Annotated in this window: 24 protein-coding genes and 1 riboswitch; of the genes, 3 read left to right on the forward strand and 21 right to left on the reverse strand. The window is 34.7% G+C overall.

Going from position 1 to position 20722, the window contains the following annotated elements; genetic code table 11:
* Positions 1–30 precede the first annotated feature (30 nt).
* The 19 genes from ACR1PN_RS16895 to ACR1PN_RS16985 form a co-directional block, all read right to left on the reverse strand.
* A complete protein-coding gene (locus ACR1PN_RS16895; RefSeq protein WP_433980972.1) occupies positions 31–798 on the reverse strand; it encodes a DUF3575 domain-containing protein in 768 nt (255 codons plus the stop codon).
* Positions 799–913: 115 nt separating this feature from the next.
* A complete protein-coding gene (locus ACR1PN_RS16900) occupies positions 914–1888 on the reverse strand; it encodes a T9SS type A sorting domain-containing protein (protein ID WP_433980973.1) in 975 nt (324 codons plus the stop codon).
* A 121-nt stretch (positions 1889–2009) separates the two neighbouring features.
* Positions 2010–2657: a 3,4-dihydroxy-2-butanone-4-phosphate synthase gene (ribB, locus tag ACR1PN_RS16905; protein WP_378182957.1), complete on the reverse strand. Its 648-nt coding sequence runs from the start codon at positions 2655–2657 to the stop codon at positions 2010–2012.
* 92 nt (positions 2658–2749) lie between these two features.
* Positions 2750–2877, reverse strand: a riboswitch (FMN riboswitch).
* 221 nt (positions 2878–3098) lie between these two features.
* Entirely contained in the window at positions 3099–3842 is a 744-nt protein-coding gene (locus ACR1PN_RS16910; protein ID WP_433980974.1) for a phytanoyl-CoA dioxygenase family protein, read from the reverse strand.
* A 24-nt stretch (positions 3843–3866) separates the two neighbouring features.
* On the reverse strand, positions 3867–4403 hold the full coding sequence (locus ACR1PN_RS16915; protein ID WP_433980975.1) for a hypothetical protein: 537 nt from the start codon (positions 4401–4403) through the stop codon (positions 3867–3869).
* Between the two features lie 141 nt (positions 4404–4544).
* Positions 4545–4898: a DUF2200 domain-containing protein gene (locus tag ACR1PN_RS16920; protein WP_433980976.1), complete on the reverse strand. Its 354-nt coding sequence runs from the start codon at positions 4896–4898 to the stop codon at positions 4545–4547.
* Positions 4899–4995: 97 nt separating this feature from the next.
* Positions 4996–5538, reverse strand: a complete 543-nt coding sequence (locus ACR1PN_RS16925; RefSeq protein WP_433980977.1) for a hypothetical protein — start codon at positions 5536–5538, stop codon at positions 4996–4998.
* A 29-nt stretch (positions 5539–5567) separates the two neighbouring features.
* A complete protein-coding gene (locus tag ACR1PN_RS16930) occupies positions 5568–6449 on the reverse strand; it encodes a DUF6694 family lipoprotein (protein WP_433980978.1) in 882 nt (293 codons plus the stop codon).
* Between the two features lie 381 nt (positions 6450–6830).
* Complete coding sequence (locus ACR1PN_RS16935; protein ID WP_433980979.1) at positions 6831–7496, reverse strand: DUF2461 domain-containing protein; 666 nt, start codon at positions 7494–7496, stop codon at positions 6831–6833.
* A 35-nt stretch (positions 7497–7531) separates the two neighbouring features.
* On the reverse strand, positions 7532–7957 hold the full coding sequence (gene arr, locus ACR1PN_RS16940; protein ID WP_433980980.1) for an NAD(+)--rifampin ADP-ribosyltransferase: 426 nt from the start codon (positions 7955–7957) through the stop codon (positions 7532–7534).
* A 101-nt stretch (positions 7958–8058) separates the two neighbouring features.
* A complete protein-coding gene (locus ACR1PN_RS16945) occupies positions 8059–8574 on the reverse strand; it encodes a DinB family protein (protein WP_433980981.1) in 516 nt (171 codons plus the stop codon).
* A 119-nt stretch (positions 8575–8693) separates the two neighbouring features.
* The gene (locus ACR1PN_RS16950) at positions 8694–9623 is read right to left on the reverse strand and encodes a Kelch repeat-containing protein (RefSeq protein WP_433980982.1); all 930 of its coding nucleotides are present in this window, start codon (positions 9621–9623) and stop codon (positions 8694–8696) included.
* 324 nt (positions 9624–9947) lie between these two features.
* Positions 9948–10844, reverse strand: coding sequence for a hypothetical protein (locus tag ACR1PN_RS16955; protein ID WP_433980983.1), 897 nt, complete (start codon positions 10842–10844; stop codon positions 9948–9950).
* A 151-nt stretch (positions 10845–10995) separates the two neighbouring features.
* Positions 10996–12621 (reverse strand): chaperonin GroEL, encoded by a 1626-nt coding sequence (gene groL, locus ACR1PN_RS16960; protein WP_433980984.1) that lies wholly within the window; start codon positions 12619–12621, stop codon positions 10996–10998.
* A gap of 74 nt (positions 12622–12695) precedes the next feature.
* A complete protein-coding gene (locus ACR1PN_RS16965; RefSeq protein ID WP_433980985.1) occupies positions 12696–13052 on the reverse strand; it encodes a four helix bundle protein in 357 nt (118 codons plus the stop codon).
* Between the two features lie 47 nt (positions 13053–13099).
* A complete protein-coding gene (locus ACR1PN_RS16970; RefSeq protein WP_039369684.1) occupies positions 13100–13378 on the reverse strand; it encodes a co-chaperone GroES in 279 nt (92 codons plus the stop codon).
* Between the two features lie 146 nt (positions 13379–13524).
* Positions 13525–14415 carry a hypothetical protein gene (locus ACR1PN_RS16975; protein ID WP_433980986.1) on the reverse strand — a complete coding sequence of 297 codons (891 nt, stop codon included), beginning with the start codon at positions 14413–14415 and terminating at the stop codon, positions 13525–13527.
* Between the two features lie 52 nt (positions 14416–14467).
* Positions 14468–16846, reverse strand: coding sequence for a M1 family metallopeptidase (locus ACR1PN_RS16980; RefSeq protein ID WP_433980987.1), 2379 nt, complete (start codon positions 16844–16846; stop codon positions 14468–14470).
* A 61-nt stretch (positions 16847–16907) separates the two neighbouring features.
* Positions 16908–17486 (reverse strand): HupE/UreJ family protein, encoded by a 579-nt coding sequence (locus ACR1PN_RS16985; RefSeq protein WP_433980988.1) that lies wholly within the window; start codon positions 17484–17486, stop codon positions 16908–16910.
* A gap of 66 nt (positions 17487–17552) precedes the next feature.
* Between ACR1PN_RS16985 and ACR1PN_RS16990 the strand changes: the two genes are divergently transcribed.
* Genes ACR1PN_RS16990 through ACR1PN_RS17000 form a run of 3 tightly spaced genes read left to right on the forward strand, consistent with a single transcriptional unit; the run spans position 17553 to position 18582 of the window.
* On the forward strand, positions 17553–17807 hold the full coding sequence (locus tag ACR1PN_RS16990; RefSeq protein WP_433980989.1) for a hypothetical protein: 255 nt from the start codon (positions 17553–17555) through the stop codon (positions 17805–17807).
* Positions 17783–18085 carry a hypothetical protein gene (locus ACR1PN_RS16995; protein ID WP_433980990.1) on the forward strand — a complete coding sequence of 101 codons (303 nt, stop codon included), beginning with the start codon at positions 17783–17785 and terminating at the stop codon, positions 18083–18085. Before ACR1PN_RS16990 ends, ACR1PN_RS16995 begins: the two co-directional genes overlap by 25 nt.
* Positions 18082–18582: a DUF6702 family protein gene (locus tag ACR1PN_RS17000; protein WP_433980991.1), complete on the forward strand. Its 501-nt coding sequence runs from the start codon at positions 18082–18084 to the stop codon at positions 18580–18582. Before ACR1PN_RS16995 ends, ACR1PN_RS17000 begins: the two co-directional genes overlap by 4 nt.
* Position 18583: 1 nt before the next feature.
* Here ACR1PN_RS17000 and ACR1PN_RS17005 read toward each other — a convergent pair whose 3' ends face one another.
* The gene (locus ACR1PN_RS17005) at positions 18584–19177 is read right to left on the reverse strand and encodes an ACP phosphodiesterase (RefSeq protein WP_433980992.1); all 594 of its coding nucleotides are present in this window, start codon (positions 19175–19177) and stop codon (positions 18584–18586) included.
* Positions 19178–19274: 97 nt separating this feature from the next.
* Entirely contained in the window at positions 19275–20624 is a 1350-nt protein-coding gene (radA, locus tag ACR1PN_RS17010) for a DNA repair protein RadA (protein WP_433980993.1), read from the reverse strand.
* Positions 20625–20722: the final 98 nt, after the last annotated feature.

A 20722-nucleotide genomic window follows, 5' to 3' on the forward strand; every position in this document is an offset into this window, starting at 1 on the left:
CCTTCAACTGATGAAGGCGTTTTTTAGTTCTTAAAATCTATAACCGAGAGAAAACCCGCTTCTGAATCCTGCCCAAGGACCGTCTACTTTTATTCTTGCACCATTAGCATTGGTTTCTACGGTGTATTCTACAAATGGAATATCAAGATTTTCAATTTCCTTTTTTAGCTGTGCCTGCATATCGGGAGTTAAAACTACATCACTTGATAAGCTAAAGTCACCATTTCCGGAGCCGTAATGTGCTCCCGCAATCCAGAAATCCAAAACAAGATTATGTTGTTTATTCAGGAAGAATTGTGCGCCGATCATGAGTCCGCCGCTATTTCCGCTTGCCTCTCCGTTTCCTTTCAGCGGAATAGGATAGGTATTGTTCAATGCGGTATAATCATAAGTGAAATCAAAAGTATTGGATGATACCTTAGAGTAACGGTAGTAAGGAGCAAAATAAAATCCTTTCCCGTAGCCTTCCCCGATATAAAATCTCGGCTCAATGGTAAAATTCGTAGCTTTAATTCTCAGATTCTGAAAATCTTTTTCATCTTCGTCGCTCAGAAAAGCATTCATAAAAGGAACTTTGCCTTCTGCAACTGTTCCGAAACCTACATTAATTGCAAACCAACGGTTGATTGATCTTTCATATGATAAATTGATGTTTCTGAAAGCGTAACCCGTAATATTGGTTTTTATAATGTTCATCTTATCTTCAGGAGTAAAATTTGCCGGTGGGTTCGAACCTAATTCCTGAGCAATGATTTCTGTAAACAGAAAACAAGGGACAAGTAGCAATATTTTTTTCATAGCTTCAAAGTTTTGGGTGATTTGGTGGTTATGTTAAATAAACAAGGTTTACAGAAGCGATCAATCAAAAACCGTTCTAAAATGTAGAACGGTTAAAAATTTTATAAAAATAATTTTATTTCTTTATGAATTTAGTAGTTGCTTTGGATGTCTTTGAACCTGAAACTTCAATGAAATAAACAGCAGAAGCTAACTCTGAAATTTCAATTTTGCCGGATTTTGAATCGGTGGTTTTAATTAATTTTCCGTCTATTCCGTAAATGTTGATTTTAGCATCTTTTTCAATTTCACCTTTAATTTGAATGAAATTCTGCGCCGGATTTGGATAAATGCTTAATTTCTCTTTTAATTTTAAGTCTGAAGCTGCAAGAAAAGCTTCATTCAGAGCCTGTGCCATATTCGTGGTCTGTGGGTTTCCCTGTACGGTAATCACTGCGTTGGTCGTACTTAATAATGGAGACTTGTGCAGACTGTCATAATAAGCATATGATGTATTTGCTACAGTTCCTACAGGAAAGCCGAATACAGTAAGTGTGAAATTCTGTACGGATTTTATCCTTAAAACATTGGGATAGGTTTTAGCTCCGATAAGAAGCGTTCCCGATGCATCTGCAGAAATAGTAATAGTCCCGGAGAAGTTTCCTGAACCTGCCGTTGCCGTAAATGTTCCTGCTGCTGTATCGTTTTCGGAATAGCCAAAAGCAGCCGGATAACTGATGAATGTTCCGTTGTTGGCAGAAAAATTCAATGTTGCATCCGGAGTTACCAATCCTGTGATTTCAAGTTTTGTTGCAGTCTGTTTATAGTAAGCCGTATTTCCGCCACCTGTCATTTTTATGGTTGAGCCCGGAAATGTAGAAATTTCAGACGGAGTAGGAGCAGAGTAGTTTGCTACTGATGCAGAACCAGCTGTCAAACTTGCATTGTTGAAGGTGACATTGCTTCCCGTTGCTGAATTATCAACTGTTCCGATGACATTGACATTATTAACAGCTTCTCCGATAACAGGATCGTTAAATGCTTTTGTGATCGTAGTTTGTGCAGATAATAAATTGCCTGTAGAGATTAAAATCAATAGAGTTTTTTTCATTTCTCATTTTTGTTAAAGATATATCATTTGTGAAATATTTTTATAATTATTTGATTACGAATAAAAAAAATCCACTCAAGTAAAACCCGAACGGACTGTTTCTGTACGTTAAACCCTTTTTTTAGTTACTTAAAATCATTGTACGATAGGTATGAATATCTTCAATGGTAACTACGGTCATATTTCTCTTTTCCGCAAAATCTATAATTTCCGGAAGCCTTGCCATCGTTCCGTCTTCGTTGGTTAATTCACAAAGTACGGCGTCATCGCCAAGATTGGCCATTTTTACCAGATCTACGCTTCCTTCCGTATGACCGCGTCTTTCAAGAACTCCGTTTTTTCTGGCAATTAGCGGGAACACATGTCCGGGACTTGCGATGTGCTCTGCCAAAGCATTTTCAGCAATTGCAGTTCGGATGGTTGTTACACGGTCTTTCGCTGAGACTCCGGATTCTACACCTTCTTTAGCTTCAATCGAAATCGTAAATGCAGTTTGATTTTTAGAATTGTTGGTTTCCACCATCGGGCGAAGATTAAGGTGTCTGCTTTTCTCTTCAGAAATACATAAGCAGACAATTCCACTGCATTCGCGGATTAGAAGTGCCATGTCTTTTTCTGTGATGGTAGAGGCGGGAAAGATGATGTCGCCCTCATTTTCACGGTTTTCATCATCTACTAAAAGGATTCCTTTGCCTTGTTGTAATTTCAGCAGTGCATTTTCTACACGCTCTTTCGGACTTACTCCGAATTTTTCTAATAATTTTTCCATGTTATTTTACTTTTAAAAGTTAAAATACACTTCGGTACATGGAAATGAAATACAATACGACGAGTCTACCGAAATAGTCTCACCGATTGTTTCATTTTCTTCTCCCATCCAGACTCTAACTGTCGGTTTTGGAATTTCACCAAATCAGTCCTCTCAAAAAAGAAAGGAGTCGCGGACTGTAACCGCCGGTAGGGAATTTCACCCTGCCCCGAAGAAAACTTATGCTAAGTTTTACTGTATGTTCTGTTTAAATTTTTTTAATTCATTAATTTTTGTTTAACGTACAGGTTGTAAATTTCGGAAAGTTTTTTGAAATGGGGAAGGGGTTTTTGATGATTTGATGAAGCGGATGATGTAGGATGGATGTTATTGAAGTACAAAAACTTCAATTTATCTTTTTATTAGTTTTAAATTGACAAAAGATATTTTTCCGGCTTTTTCTCAGAAAAATCGAGTGCTTAAGGACTTTAATTCTTTTTGAGTGGGATGATTTTTAAAATCAATAAAAGTCCGGAATTCAGGAGTGTCGTCACAGAAAATAATGTCAAAAGTAAAACGGTTGTTTCCGTAAAGTCCACGATGAATCATGTTGGCGGAGAAAATTAACAGATCACCGCGATCTAAGCTGATTATTTTTCCTCGCTGAAGATTGTCACTTGGTTTTCTGCCATTCATAGAAAGTCTGGTTTCCTCTTCTTCTTTTAAGTCCCAGTTTTTATGGGTCGTTGGAATTAATTCAATTCCTAGTTCAGATTGTAATGGAATTCTGAAATGAAGAACGTTTTGCGTTTTGATTTTTTCTTTCTGTTCGTCAATACTCATTCCGGTGTACTGAATATCGCGATGCCAGTAATTGTTCTGATTTTTATTGAAAGGATCGAAAAACAACTGGGTATTGAGAAATATAGCTTTCCCTGGAATAATGGTTTGAATAATCTTTGAAATTTTATCCTGAGCAATGAATTTGAAAATTTCCAAGCGTTCTTCATGACTAATGAATTTACTTGAAGTAAGACTGTGACTGTTGATTAATCCCGACTGATAATCTTTTTCGTTTGCTTTCAGCCAATTTTCATGGAACTTCTTTAAAATAACTTCAATTTGCTGTAGTTCTTTATCTGAAAAAAAGTTTTCTGAATGTATGTAGCCGAAATCGTTGTAATATTGTGAGATATTATTTTTCATAAAATAATGTTTATTGTCTAAAAGCTACTTACATTTTAATAAATCTCTTTTAAAAAGATTTTGAGAATCTAGTTTTATAATTTCTTTTTTAATCATCTTATCTAACTTTACAATTTTTAGATTGTTGTTGTATTGATAATTTATATTCGGGTCATCAGAATCATTGGATAAATTGTGTATGTCAAAATGATTATAAATTTCAATATTTGACTTGACAATCAAAAATTGTTTGAAAGTGGAGTGATCTATGATTGAAACCATATTTTTATCTGTACGGTAGTACTTTATCTTTTCAGATTTAATGATTTTAAAATTTTTGCTAACAAAATCTGCAATTTTAGAATCGTTTAATTCCAAAGGGAAGTATTCTCCGCAATTATCAAACTTTTGAATCCAAGTTTTACCGTTTTCATTCCAAAATAAAAAAAGAGGATAGTCAGGATTACAATTTGGGCAAGTGCCGGAATCTATTTTGTTTAATATTACGCTTCCGATAGAATAGCTTTTGTAGGCGATAAAGTCAGTTTTCCGAGCGCGAAGTTCATTTGCTTTGGTAATCATATTCACGTCATTAATGTATTCCAGTTTACTTTCCTCATGGAGTTTTACATATTCTCCAAAAGGAATAACTTTTTTTGTGCTACAATTGCTAAGTAGAATAAAAATAATTACTGTTGAAATTTTCTTGCTTAATGATTTCATTTATTTCCTCAAAATCATGTCCATTGCTTTTCCTTTTGCCAACTCATCAATCAGCTTGTCGAGATAGCGGATGTTTCGCATCAGCTCGTCTTCAATGTCTTCTACCCGATAACCACAAATTACTCCTTTAATCAGTGAAACATTTGGGTTAATGTTTGGAGCCTGCTCAAAAAAATCTTTAAAATTGGTTTTGTTTTCCAGAATTTCCCGAAAACTGTTCTCATTATACCCAGTCAGCCAAAAAATAATTTCATGCACTTCTTCTTTTGTGCGCCCTTTTTTCTCTGCTTTTTCAATATAATGCGGATAAACTCCCGCAAAAGACATTTTGTAAACTCTTTCGAAATTCTTCATAATGCTGAATTGAAATCTTTTAAAAAGCTGAAATTACTAAATTATTTTAATTTGTAAACTTGGAGATGGGAAATAGGAGAAACGTTTTTTTGATTTATTATTCCTGAATTTTATCATAAACAGAAATGTTTACAGGAATTTGTTTCTCTTTTCTAGTTTTATTGGGCATTTCAAATTCTATCGTGATAAACCCTGTAAGCTTTTCGAAATTTTTGTTGAGCTTTAGAGGAATTCCTACATTTTGATATAAAATATGGTTGTTTTCCCAAAGTGGATATTCTTGTAGATAATTCGCTTTGCCATTGTCTACAAGCTTTAAATCTTCACCTTTTTCATTCGTAAGTTTGTACTCTTTTATCGTATAAGTTGCGAAATCTGATATATCATCATCTCTGTTGGTTAAGGTTGCGTTGTTTTTACGGTATTCTTCTAATCTCTTTTTAGGTAAAGGATATCGTGTGATTATTTCAAATTCGTCTGTTGGTTGTTTCTTAATTTCAGTAATATCGGTGATTGAGACTTTTGCATTCTTCGAAATATCTTCCAAAAACTGTAAAGTTTCTTTATCAGAATATTTAAAATCAGAGTTTTGACAGGAAAGTAACAACGGTAAAATTGTAAATAGAATGAGTTTTTTCATGATTTATGAATAAAATTTAATTGAGCTTATTAATTGGTCAATTCTAAGTCATCTAAAGTTCCTTTCAAACTTTTCAATTCATTAATTTTTTCTTGCCTAGTTTTAATTTCTAAATTGATCTGATTGCTATTTGCTTTTGGCAGAGATATTTTTTTGCCGTTTATCATTAAGCTTAAAACAGTTACTTTCAGTTCCAAATCATAGTTGTTAAGATTTGGGTTTTCAATAGGGTATTCTGAAGCATTCCATAATTGGGGATTGGTTTCTTTTGTCTGGCTTAAAATAAGATTTTCTGTAATAATGTCTCCACTTTCCAAAATACTTTCATTGTCTCCGTTAGTGATAATTTCAGATTTTAAAACTTCCTGAGTTGATTTTTTCAACAGTTTAAAACCAATTTCTTTTGGACCGATAAGGTTGGTTTTTCCTATATACTGACAATCAATTTCTAATTGTGGAACCAATTCATCAAAAAAGTCTTCTTTTTTAATTTTTATTGAGCTTACTTTGAAGAGGTTAAGTTTTTTTTCGGCTGCTGAGAGTTCTTTTATTTGTGTCTTTAAACTATCAATTTCTGTACTTAATTCAGTAATTTTCTTTTTGTTTCTTTCTTTGAGAATATCTTCAGCCAAATCGATCAGAGATGAATAAGACAAGCCATTGATCATTTCCAGAGAAATTTTATTAAAAGATTTTCCTTCGTACTTTTCGGGTTCCTGCCACTTTAGCCTCATTGCTTCTGTAAGCACAACACGCAACGCTTTTTCTAAATTTGTTTTTTCTTTTTCGTCGAGCTCTTTTTCAACTTTTTCTCTTGAAAGCTTAAAACTCTGCTCATCTTTTCCGTTAAATTTTTCACTACATGAACTAAGAAATAGGATCAATGTAAGAAGTAATAATACGTTTTTCATTGTGATAATTAAAGTGCTGTAATTTAATCTTAAATTTAAGTGTAATACCGAAAACCTTTATTTCAAAAGCTGTATATCTACTACAAATTGCGCCAGCCAATCTTCTTTTGATTCTTGGCTGCAGGAAAAGAATGGTAGCAATAAGAGGAATATTATAATTCGAAGCATCTGATATAAATTTAATCTAAGTTATGTGAAATATTAAACACTCGCAATATAATTACACAAAAAAAGTTCTGTTACTGCCAAGCAATCTTTAGATATCAACGATTAGAATTATATATGTAAATTGATACACGTAATTCTCTGGGATAAAATAGTCTGTTATAAAAAATAATAAAATAGAAGCCTGATTGAGCAAAGCAGAAATCTTAAACAGTTTTATATTTCAAATAGAGGTTCTCCATTCGAATCCGTAGTTAATACTTCGCTCATATAATCAAAAAAAGGACGCATGGCTAATAAGGTGAGAACAGCTTCTTTCTGAAAATCATCGGACAGAACTTCCTTATCCGTAAATTTTCTCATGACTACATATTGCTTTTTTCTGATGAGGTCTATGGCAGGATGATCTTTCCTAAAACCTCTGGGAGCAGTTCTTACGGCATCGCCTTTAATTTCTCCAAAATATTTTATGAATGTTTTGTCTGAAGTAATTTTCTCAATTTCTGCAGTACTGATTTCAAATTCTTTACGGATGCGGAGCAGGTCTTTAGCATCCGGTCCCCAGAATCCACCTCCCACAAAACTGTTGCCGGGCTCTAGATGAATATAATATCCACCTCTCAACATAGGTTTTGAACGGGAATATCCAACCCCAAAATTAGTTTTATAGGGCGTCTGATCTTTGGAAAAGCGGACATCTCTGTAAATTCTGAAAATATGGATTCCTTTTAAATTATCATATTCCTGAAGCTCAGCATAAATCTTATTAAACAATGTTTTGTTTTCTTTTACAACCGAATCATATTCTGCTTTGTGCTGGGCAAACCATTCACGATTGTTATTTTTTTCTAATTGTTTAAGGAATTCAAAGGTTTTTTTCATTGGTGATGTTTTATAGAGTATTGCGATTTGCAATTCTAATTGATAATTTCAGCGTTGGGGTTTTCCCGAAGCTTGGCAATTCTTTCCCGCCAGTTTTGGAGCTCTTCGTCTGTTAGCCGGATCCAGTCTGTTACTTCACCGACGATTCTCACAGGTTTTGTGCTGCGATAAGATCGGGTAGGGTTTCCCGGAAACTTTTTATCGGTTACGTTGGGATCATTTTCAAATTCTCCTGTCGGTTCCACGATATAAATCCGTTCACGGCCATCACCTCTTGCCAGTGCAGCAGCTAATCCTGCGCCATTTTGCAATGCGGTAAAATAGATGTGATTCATGATGATCTCAGAGTAATAATTCGATTTGAATCCGGCAGTCAGTAAATCTCCGATTTGAAGATCTGCTTTTGTACCGTGATAGAATGGGCCATTGTCCAGAATATTTTCATCTTTTTTGTTTTCCATTGTAGAGACTTTTGAGGTTGAAAGAAGCTGTAAACTTAAGAATTTGTTTTAATATAAAACCGCTCTGATGATAGAACGGTTACCTATTTAAATTGTTTAATTCAACTCACAGTTACATCTGCATCCTTGTAAATATTCCAGAAATTGTAATCGGTCATCGGTGCATCGGTGATTCCGACATTTCGTCCCATCGTTACAATTTGTCCTCTGTGATACGTTCCGTGCAAAACGATATGCTGAATGTATTCATACTTTGAAAAATCACACTGAAACCATTGTGATTCGATTTTTACATTTTTTGCAAGATCTTCTTCGGATAAACTTTCGACATATTCCATTAGTTTTTTTGAATTGTTTCTGATGCCGTTGAAAATTCCTTCTTTGTCGATAGTTGCAGAGGTTTTTGCAAAATCAAAATCATCATTTTCTCCAATGTGGCTCCACCAATATTCCTGTGTTTGCCAAATATGATGCAATGTTTTCAGGATGGTCGGAAAACTTGAAATAACTTCCTGATTAAGCTGTTCGTCGGACTTTGTCGAAAGCCAGTCAATGTACTTGTTGAATACCCAATTGTTGTACTGGGCGGTGTGCGTCATTAATGTTTTTAGATTCATGATATTTTATAGTTTGGTGTTATAAAATTAATGAAAAGTCTTTGACTGGGATTAAAGAAAAAAACTCTATTAATTAGAGAGCGGTATCTTATTTTGATGAATATCCATTTTTAATTTGATTAGTCACGAGCGGAAAGCACTTCTTCGCTAATATCTGCAACCTGAATGCTTTTAATAGCTGATTTGGTGGAAGATGCCGTACTTCCACCCATGATGTATAATTTATTGTTATATATTTCCGCAGCAGCATGTCTTCTGGGAATCATGTTGGATGATAATTGATGTAACTTGTTGGTTTCTGTATCAAAATAGGCCAAAAAATTTTGATTGTTATAACCACCTGCAATAAAAATCTTAGTACCGGATACCGCTAATGAATGACCTGATATTGCTGCAGGCATCGTGTATTGCTCAGTCCACTCATTTTTATTGAGGTCGAACACGTTGACAAGGCGTGAGGATGTACCGTTAAAACCACCAATCACATAAAGCTTATCATTCACAATTTTGCCTCTTGCTTCTTTGGCTGTTGGCATATTCGGTAAGGGATGCCATGTATCTGAAGCAATGTCATAGTATTGGAATCTGTCAGAAAATATTGTGGTTGCTGCATTGTTTAGCCCACTTCCTCCGAACGTATATATTTTTCCGTTATGTATGGCAGAACCGGCATTTCCTGTGTAGGCACGATTAACAGCTCCTTTCGTTTTTTGATGCGTTTCAAGGTCTATAATTTCAAGATGACTGTTTCCCCAACCGTTAAAAACATAAATTTTATTACCGTAAGTCTCTGAATTGGCGAATCTTTTAGGAACCAGACTAGAGTTGATTACACTCCAACGATTATCTTTAATACTGTATTTTTCAATAATAGTGGCATTACCATCCGAATCTTTATACCCATTGCTCACATAGATATTTCCATCTGCAATAGCACTGGTTATCGCTCCTCTGCGAACAGACATATCTGAAAGATGTTTAAAGTTTAAGGTTTGCGCATTCGCTAAACATAAACCGAAAAGTGAAAGGAGGAATAATTTTGTTTTCAAGGGTGTGGAGGTTTGGGTTGAAAAATATGTTTTAAATATAGGGAAAAGTAGTGGATTGGAAATTTGGCACATCAGGAAAAGTGAAAACCGCTTGTTGGAAGCGGTTTTTTTGTTGTTCATTGCTCAAAGTCGGGAGACTTTGCGCAGCGGGGCGTTGAGGTTTGGGTTGAAAAATACGTTTTAAATATAGGGAAAAGTGATGGATTGGAAATCTGTGATGTTGAGTTTGTTTTGAAATGGAAAACCGCTCGGATGTGAGCGGTTTTGTTTATCATTATTGCACAAAGTCATGAGACTTTGCGTAGCTGGCGGAAATACATTAAATTAATTTATAACTCGTTCCCATAAATAATTTGAAAATAAATTAATTATAATACTAATTACTATTGTAATAAAAATAAAGCCTAAAAAAAAGTTTCTTCTTCTTATCATTTTGTCATATTTTTCGATAAAATCCCCCCAATAAAATATTCTACTTGGAAAATATCGATTTGTTAATTTTCGTAAATCTTCAGCGAAAAGTGTTAGTAATAAAAAAGGTACAAAAATCATTAAAATATATTTGGACAAACTCATTGAATTGTGTGTTTCAATTTTACTCTTTTCAATCTTTACTATTGATGATAAAATATCCAAATCAGTACCTTTGGCTATACTTTTTTCAATATTATTTAAAGTTTTTAATGTGATATTATTATTAGAATCTTTGTCACCTAAAATAAAGGTTACATAACTTATCATACTTATCATAAAAATTGCGATAAAAATTGCAATAATTCTTCTGATCAAAAGAGATGTTACGTTATTTTTTGAAATACGATTTAATCTATCATCAATTAAAGAACTACTAATAATGGCCCAATCTCTTTCTTCGGACTTAATTGTGTACTTTATAGCCCTTTCTTCACCATTTCTATCAGAAAGGTTATTAGAAAATTTCAAAAAAATTGAATTACTTTCGTCTTCAGATATCGCAATTATTATTAGTTCGATAATTTGAGAGTTTCCAATATTTTCTGATTTTAGTAAATGCTCCAAATTATCAGTCTCTTCAACTAATCCATTAAAATTCTTAATAGTGTAATTATATTTTGCTTTTTTGTTCTCTCCCAGTTTATCAAACTGTTCTGAGATTACATCTATTATACGCTTTAATTCTTGTTCGTTTAGTAAAAAACCTTTGTTTAGTGATCTAGTCAATTCAGAATAATTCTTCACCATATGATTATTAGTTTGGATAATTAATATTATATAAATTTAATTTACGTAAATATAAGTTTACTAAATTATCAATTTAAATTAAAACCGCTCAGATTTTCTGAGCGGTTTATATATTTAAGATGAGATTGCTTCGTACCTCGCAATGACGCTACTACATCATTCCTGGCATTCCACCACCCATTGGCATAGCTGGTTCTGCGCTCTTCACTTCAGTGATTACACATTCAGTTGTAAGAAGCATTCCAGAAACAGAAGCTGCGTTTTCAAGAGCAACTCTTGTTACTTTAGTTGGGTCGATGATTCCTGCTTCAAGCATGTTTACGAATTCGTCAGTTTTAGCGTTGTATCCGAAGTCTCCGCTTCCTTCTGCTACTTTAGCAACGATTACGGAACCTTCTCCACCTGCGTTGGCAACGATTTGTCTCAATGGCTCCTCGATTGCTCTTTTTACGATTTTAATACCTGTATTTTCGTCAGCGTTTGATCCGGAAAGGTTTTCCAAAGAAGCGATCGCTCTTACCAAAGCAACACCACCACCAGCAACGATACCTTCTTCAACTGCTGCTCTTGTAGCGTGAAGAGCATCATCCACTCTGTCTTTTTTCTCCTTCATTTCAACTTCAGAAGCTGCACCTACGTAAAGAACTGCAACACCACCAGCTAATTTAGCCAATCTTTCCTGTAATTTTTCTTTATCATAATCAGAAGTAGAAGTCTCCATCTGAGCTTTGATCTGAGCCACTCTACCTTTGATTTTGCTTTCTTCACCACCACCGTTTACGATCGTCGTGTTGTCTTTATCAATAGATACTTTCTCAGCAGTTCCCAACATATCCATTGTGATGTTTTCCATTGTGAAACCTTGCTCTTCAGAAATAACAGTACCACCTGTAAGGATTGCGATATCTTCCAACATTGCTTTTCTTCTGTCTCCAAATCCAGGCGCTTTTACAGCAGCAATTTTAAGAGAACCTCTCAATTTGTTTACCACTAAAGTTGCCAAAGCTTCACCTTCAACTTCTTCAGAGATAATTAATAAAGACTTACCACCTTGAGCGATTGGTTCAAGAACAGGAAGCAATTCTTTCATTGAAGAGATTTTTTTCTCTACTAAAAGGATGTATGGATTTTCTAGTTCAGCTAACATTTTTTCAGGGTTCGTCACGAAATATGGTGACTGGTACCCTCTGTCAAACTGCATACCTTCTACAACATCAACCGTTGTATCGATACCTTTAGCTTCTTCTACAGTGATAACTCCTTCTTTACCTACTTTTCCGAAAGCTTCAGCGATCAAAGCACCAATTGTTTCATCGTTGTTAGCAGATACAGAAGCAACTTGCTTTACTTTATCTGTAGAATCTCCAACAGCCTGAGATTGAGTTTTTAAGTTTTCAACAACTGCAGTTACCGCTTTGTCGATCCCTCTTTTCAAGTCCATTGGATTTGCACCTGCAGCTACGTTTTTAAGACCTTCTCTTACGATAGCCTGTGCCAAAACAGTAGCGGTAGTCGTACCGTCTCCTGCAATATCATTAGTTTTGGAAGCAACTTCTTTTACCATTTGTGCCCCCATGTTTTCTACTCTGTCTTCAAGTTCGATTTCTTTTGCAACTGAAACACCGTCTTTAGTTACGTGAGGGGCACCGAAAGATTTTTCGATTACCACGTTTCTACCTTTTGGTCCTAAAGTTACTTTTACTGCATTAGCCAATGCATCAACACCTCTTTTTAAAGCGTCTCTTGATTCAATATCGAATTTTATTTCTTTTGCCATATTGTTTAGCTTTTGGCGAATGGCTTTTAGCTTTTGGCTTTAGCAATTCGCGGTTTTGATTTTATAATTTGATTTTAATTTCCGTTAAGCCTGTTCCAAAGCGTTACAAGCTTCTTTTTTAAGATAGTTAATTCATTTAAATGATTTTGATAATCATTTTCATTAATGTAACCTAAATCTTTAGCAAGAATTAATTGGTTTTCAGCTTCATTGGACGATCCTAGCGCAATATTGATAAAATTAGCAAATTCTTTATCCGAATTTCTTCCGCTTCCTTCCGAAATATTATATCCGATAGAAGCAAATGATCTTCTGATTTGAGAGGTTAAACCGAAGATTTCTTCCTTTGGAAAACTTTGACTGGTTTTATAAATTTTTAAAGTTAATTGATGACTCAGTTGCCAAACTTCAAATTTTTTAAAATCTCTCATTTACTATTTTCAATGCTGTAAAGCCATCTGCCAGAAGCAAAAAGCTATTAACCAATTATTCCCAATAAATCTCCTTCTTTTACAATTAAATAATCCTTTCCTTCCAATTTTAATTCAGAACCTGAATATTTTCCATAAAGAACTTTGTCACCCACTTTTACAGTTGTAGGCTCATCTTTTTTACCTGGACCAACTGCCACAACCGTACCTTCCTGTGGTTTTTCTTTTGCGGTGTCCGGAATAATAATACCTGAAGCTGTCTTAGTTTCTGCAGCGATTGGTTCTACCAAAACTCTGTCTGCTAATGGTTTAAAGTTTACTGACATAATATATTTAATTTTTTAATTATTTCTGTCTTGAAATTCTCTAATTGTGTGCCAAGGAGCCGATGCTGAAATTTTGTCAGATTTTTTAGCCAAACGCTAAAAAATTGGCAGAAAAAAAGTTCACTTTTGGTAAGTGAACTTAAAATTTATAGGCAAGAGCTGTCGTAATCCCTCAGTAATTTTTTATACATATTAATGTACAAATCTGTTTTGTATTTCATGTTTATTTTGGCGGCCGCTGCACCTTTTTTCCCTGCAATCTCTTCCTTTCTTGCAGCTTCACCGGCTTTTTTGTTCTCTTTAAATGTTTTGTTCGAGAAGTATTCGTTTTTTCTTGCTTCGTCTACTTTTGCCAAAAATTCAGGGCAGTCGGCACCTACAACCTCGTAGGCTTTATAAAATTTCTTGTACAAAGATTTCATATTAAATAAATCCAGCGGTGTAAGCTTGTTGTAATCTACGGGCGCAACAGCAATTTTATCGTCTGGCTTACTCAGATAGATCATTACGTGCTGCAATTGGCAATCATCATTATTGGCATTGGAACCTGCTGCAAAATTATCTCCGAAATCAGCCTTACAAAACATACTTCTATAACCGTAAAGATTGATTTTTCCCTTTTCCATTAATGGTAACATTAATACTCTTCCTTCAGATTCCAGCTCCATATTGTTGTCGATCTCTTTCACAATACGTTTATCCAACTGGAATTTTTCCTGAGTGTCTTCATTTGTATAAATCAAGCTTTTAATATCCGAAACAGAGATGAGCTGTACTGTTGTATCAGATTTGGAAGATTTGAACTTCACTTCCTTTCTGTTTAAATTAGCACTTTTTTCAGAACTCTTGGTCAAATAGCTAAAGGTTGCGACATCGGGAAGCATGAAATCCTGGGCGAATCCGGTTTTTATAGTTCCGTCCTCCATGAGAATTTCGATAGGTAAAAAATCTCTTTTACCTGTATAAAATTGTAATGATTGTGCAAAATAAGATGATGTTGACGCAATAAGCAACAGTAAAGCTGCAAGTTTTTTCATGTTGGTTAATTAGTTTGTTTTATGATTAAATTAATTGATTCTGAAGATTAATTTAGTTTTTCTTCCCTGCAGCCTGCATCGGGTTTACTTTTCCGTTGGCACCTCCTCTCACTGCCGCTTTTTGTTTTTCTTTAAACACCTGGAATCTTGAGATTTCAGAAGAGCCTCCGTCGTTGCTCCAGAAATTGTTGGATGTATCAATATCCGCCGTTTCTCTCATTGGGTCAAGCTGAACTGACTTTAATTTTTTATCAAAATAGAAAGTCTTCGAAACTTTCTTTTCATTATGTCTCCATATCTGTGCAGAAGATTTATCTCTTAATTTTGAACCGTCTTCAAAAGTGAATTCAAGAATAATTGGCATTACCAAACCTCCTTTATTTACAAAATCAATTTGATAAGCGTTGATGTTTTTTAATTTTTCCTGCTCTTTTTTGTCTAAAGCAACATTCGGTTCAGATTTTAAAGTGTATTCTTTATTGGTATCCACTTTTTCCTGGCCCCTGTCGTAACGGTAATAAAAATCCTGAAGATCTTTGTCTTTTTCTACTTCAAAACTGATCGTTTTATCTTCTCTGTTTCTGATTTTTGAGATGTCTTCAAACTCATTTTGCAAAGGTTTTTCCACTTTGTATTTGGTGTCGTTTGAAAAGTTAGCAACTTCAAAATCAGGATTGGCAACGGTTACTTTATCGATAGCAATATCTACAGGATCTGTACCGTAAAACCAGCCTCTCCAGAACCAGTCTAAATCTTCACCGCTTGCATCTTCCATGGTTCTGAAAAAATCTGCAGGTTCAGGATGTTTGAAAGCCCATCTTTTAGAATACGTTTTAAAAGCTTTATCGAAAAGCTCTCTTCCCATAATGGTTTCACGAAGAATATTTAAACCTGTAGCAGGTTTTGCATAAGCATTCGGACCAAACTGAATAATATTTTCAGAATTACTCATAATCGGTTCAAGCTGGTCTTTCGGAAGTTTCATGTAATCAACGATCGTCCAGGCCGGGCCACGTTTTGAAGGGAATTTATTGTCCCATTTTTCTTCCGTTAAATATTCGGTAAAGGTATTTAAACCTTCATCCATCCAGCTCCATTGTCTCTCGTCTGAATTGATAATCATCGGGAAAAAGTTGTGTCCCACTTCATGAATAATTACCCCGATCATTCCGTTTTTTACCCCTTCAGAATAGGTTCCGTCTTTTTCTGTTCTCCCGAAATTGAAACAAATCATCGGATATTCCATTCCGTTGGAAGCTTCTACTGATTGCGCCACCGGATATGGATAAGGTATTGTGAATTCTGAATAGGTTTTTATCGTGTGCGCAACGGCTTTCGTAGAATATTTTCTATATAAACCATAAGCTTCTTTCGGATAGAAGCTCATCGCCATTACTTTATTGTTGTTTTCAGGAATGGTAACGCCCATCGCATCCCAAACGAATTTTCTGGAAGCAGTCCATGCAAAATCTCTCACATCTTTTGCTTCAAAAATCCATGTTTTTCTCTGTTTAGAATGATTTTTTTCTGCTTTTTTAGCCTCTTCCAAAGTCACAATTTCTACAGGTTCATTTGAGGTCTGAGCTTTTTTATATCTCGCTAATTGTTCTGATGTTAAAACCTGTTCGTAATTTTTACATTCTCCCGTTCCGCCAATTACATGATCTGCAGGAACGTTCATCGAAACTTTATAGTTTCCGAAAACCAAAGCAAATTCGCCCCTTCCTGTAAACTGATGATTCTGCCATCCCTGAAAATCGCTGTACACACACATTCTCGGAAACCATTGGGTAATCGTGTATAAATCGTTGCCGTCTTCTGCGAAATTTTCATAACCACCACGACCTCCCATTTTTATTCGGTTCGGAATATTATAATTCCAGTCGATTTTAAAAATGAATTTTTCGCCTTTCTTTAAAACTTTAGGTAAATCGATGCGCATCATCGTTTTGTTGACTGTATATTTCAACGGGTTTCCTGATGCATCCGTCACTTTTTCAAGATTTACACCATAACCATTATCTTTTACAGGCAGTTCTGAAACTTTCAGCTGCTGGTCATTCAAAGATTTCGGAAGGGTAGAAGAGAACGGGTAATCTGCTTTTTTTACTGTTGACTGCTGGTTTTCGTCCAGCTGTAGCCAAATATAATCCAGATCATCAGGAGAATTGTTGTGATACGTAACGGTTTCCGAACCCTTCAGATTTCTTTTGTCTTCATCCAGATAAGCCGTGATGTCATAGTCGGCTCTGTTTTGCCAATATGCTTGTCCTGGAGCTCCTGAAGCAGTTCTGTAAACATTTGGCGTAGGAAGAATTGTTCCCAACTGTTCAAATCGGTTTCCGTGATTGCTTCCCGGATTGTTTTGAATATTTTGAGCAAAAGCGCTTGTAAAGAATAGAACTGAAAGTGCAGAAATTGTAAATTTCATTTCGGATGATTTAATAATCTTCAAATATAATAATAACTCGTTGAAAATATAGCAGATTTTTTTAGAATGGCAGTCTCTCTAAAGTCATTTTCAGTGACAATGCAAAGACACCCGATGAAACAAATAAAACCCAGTCTTTTTTATTGACTTTGAATATATTTAAAAGAATAAAAAGTAAAACTAATATTATCAGAACAATCATAATTTGACCGACTTCCAGACCAATATTAAATCCTAAAAGTGGCAATGCGATACTCTGACTTTTAGCAATCATGATTCTTGCAGTGTTGGCAAATCCCATTCCGTGAATCAATCCGAAAAATAATGCTAAATAATAATTGGTTTTATTCTGTGACTGCTTTTTGTTTTTCGTTAAAATATTTCCGAGTGCGGTTAAAACAATCGTCAAAGGAATCAGAAATTCAACCCAAGCGGAAGGAACTCTCACAATATCCAAGATACTCAATGCTAAAGTTACGGAATGACCGATCGTAAAAGCCGTTACCAAAACCAAGATTTTCTTCCAGTCACTGTAAGAGTAAATGGCAATTAAAGCGAGTACAAAAAGTTGATGGTCAAGCGCATCTATCGAAATAATGTGTTCCCAGCCGAGATTCAGATAAAATAAAAAGTCCTGCATTTCTAATATTTTTTAGGAAATGCGATGATACAAAATTTATTTTAACTTTGTATAAATTTCAACGTCATGATTGTTAATATAGAATTGGAAAATTCTGAGGACTTTGCGTTTATCAAACAGCTTTTAGAGAAATTAAAAGGGGTGAAGTCGGTTTCTGTGCAGGGAGAAGAAGAGTATGAAATGATAGAAGGTGTTCCTGCTCATGTATTTGAGGCGATTGAAAAGTATGCGGATTATGTAAAAGAGGACGACTGTATATCTTCAGAAGAATTTTTTGAGAATGCCAGAAAAAAAGTATGCGAGTTATATTCACGAAAGTAGCTGAAAGAACCTATGAAGATATACTTTGGTTTCTTTCTGAAGTATGGACTCAAAAAGAAATTAATGTTTTTGTGCGAGATACTGAGAGTATTGTTAATCAATTGATAGCCGGAAAGTATTTTATGTTTCAAAAATCAATTAACAGTACAAGAAGTGCTCTCATTGGCAAGAGACACATCAGAATGTACTTCCGAAAAGAAAAGGAAAACCAGATAAAAGTTCTTCTATTCTTTGATATGAGACAAAATCCTGAAAAAATTATCGACCTGCTGAAATGAAAAAATATTTTGTCTTCTTTATTATTTCCCTTTTTTTTATCGTTTCATTCAGTGGAAAGCACCCTTATCATGTTGGTTCGGTAGAAATCAATTACAATTCGAAATCTAAAAACTTTGAGATTACCGGAAGATTTTTTTTGGATGATTTAGAAAACGGATTATCAAAAAAATACGGAAAACCTTTTCGTTTTAATGACCCAAAATACAAAACCCAACTTAATGAGTCTCTGAAAAATTACAGTTCAGAGTATTTTAAACTGAAAACCAACAATCAATTCACAAAAGTAAATTTTATCGGATATGAAGAGGATAATGAATCGGTGAATATTTATCTTGAATCTGAATCTGTTTCTAATCCTCAAAAAGTGGAGGCTGCGGTAAGCTTTTTATACAATTTGTTTGATGATCAGATTAATTTGGTTCATATTGTTGTTAACGGAAATCGGAAAAGTGAAAAACTTACGTATCCTAATCGTTATTTGTTTCAGCAGTTTTAAATTACATCTCTAACTGTAAAAGAGCATTCTCAGCTTTTGCATGAGCTAATAAATCAGGAAAAAAATCATCATAACATTTCTGCAAAATATCTTTATGATCTAAAAAAGCCTGAAAAACAGGAATATCTTTATCTAAATATTTCGCTTTATTCAAAACATTCTGCATGCTGAATTTTATTCCCCAATCTTCACGATAATTATATAGCCAGTCATCATATTCCATTTTCTCCAGCATTCTTCTGAAATTTTCAGGAAAATATTCCAGATTTTCATTTAAAACTTTATAAACATTCAGTGAATGGTTTTTCCAGCCCGGCAAAGAATTTTGAGAAAAATCGGTTGCAAGAAAATAATCCATCGAAACATCCACAAAAGCTCCTGAATACAGTCTCACAAGAGGACTAAAAACTTTTTTTGCCTCATGAATCGCAGGGTGAGCATCGGTAAAAGTATCAATCGCTCTGTGCATCGTGATTCCGTCCTGAATGTCTTTTGGGAAAGAAAAACGCTGCTTGTTTCGGATGTGATCTTCAAGAAACTGCCCGACAATCTGTCCGTCAGAAAAAGAGAGAAAAGAGTGAGCGAGATAGTTCATTGCTTAAAGATATTAATATACTTCGAATTGTAAAATAGTAATTAATTTCATTTGTCAATAATACACATTTAGAATTCATCAGGAGAATCTTTTTTAATTAAAATAATCTCTCATGGAAATCTTCAACCTTACTCACTTCTTCAATCTTGATTGCGAATTTTCTTTTTGGAAGTTTATTTAAGTTAGAAATAAAAATCTTTTCATAGCCCAATTTTTCTGCTTCTGTAATTCTCTGCTCAGCCTGCGCAATCGGACGAATTTCTCCACTTAAACCTATTTCGCCGGCAAAACAATAATGTTCTGAGATGGCGATGTCTTCATTGGAAGAAAGAATTGAGGCAACAACCGCCAAATCCAAAGCGGGATCGTCAGTTTTAATTCCACCTGTGATATTCAGAAAAACGTCTTTGGCTCCTAACTGAAAACCTGCTCTTTTTTCTAAAACAGCCAAGAGCATATTTAATCTTTTTGAATCAAAACCGGTGCAGCTTCTTTGTGGTGTTCCATAAACAGCTGTACTTACCAAAGCCTGAATTTCTAAAAGCATCGGTCGGTTTCCTTCTAAAGTTACGGCAACAGAATTTCCGGAAAGCTCTTCTGATTTTTTAGTAATTAAAATTTCTGATGGATTTTTAATTTCCTTTAAACCTTGTGAAATCATTTCATAAATTCCGATTTCTGAAGTTGAACCAAAACGGTTTTTATTAGCTCTTAAAAGTCTGAAAAGATGATTTCTGTCTCCGTCGAAATTTAAAACAACATCAACCATGTGCTCCAAAACTTTCGGACCGGCAATTTGTCCGTCTTTCGTAATGTGACCCACTAAAAATACAGGAACATTGTTCTCTTTGGCGTATTTAATAATTTCATTAGAACATTCTCGGATTTGGGAAACGGTTCCTGGCGAACTTTCAATTAATTGCGATTGTAAAGTCTGAATAGAATCAATAATTACAAAATCGGGCTCCAGCTTTTTTGCTTCGTGAAGAATTTTTTCCAAATTGGTTTCAGTGTATAGAAAACAGTTCGGATTTTTAATTTCCGCTAAACGGTCGGCTCTCATTTTAATCTGTGAAGCACTTTCTTCACCTGAAACGTAGAAGATTTTCTTCTTCATTTTCAAAGCAAGCTGAAGAAGCAATGTCGACTTTCCGATTCCGGGTTCACCACCGATTAATGTAACAGAACCTAAAACAATTCCTCCTCCCAAAACCCGGTTTAGCTCATCAGAAGGAGTTTTTATTCTGGGTTCTTCAATCGCTTCAACTTCTATAATATTGATGACGTGTTGTTTCGATTTTGAAAAAGGAGGAGTTTTAGATGTGGTTTTTTCTACGACTTCTTCCACTAAAGTATTCCATTCACCGCAGTTTTTACACTGTCCTGTCCATTGAGGGTATTGTGAACCGCAATTCTGACAGAAGTATGCTGTTTTGAGTTTTGCCATGATGTAAAATTATGAAAATATGCTTTAATTTTATATCTTATCATAGGTCAACACTTAATAAAAATATACTGTCTATATTTGTCAATATAAATTTTAAA

Source organism: Chryseobacterium sp. RLHN22, assembly GCF_051011795.1.
In the GTDB taxonomy this organism is placed as follows: Bacteria; Bacteroidota; Bacteroidia; order Flavobacteriales; family Weeksellaceae; genus Chryseobacterium; species Chryseobacterium zhengzhouense.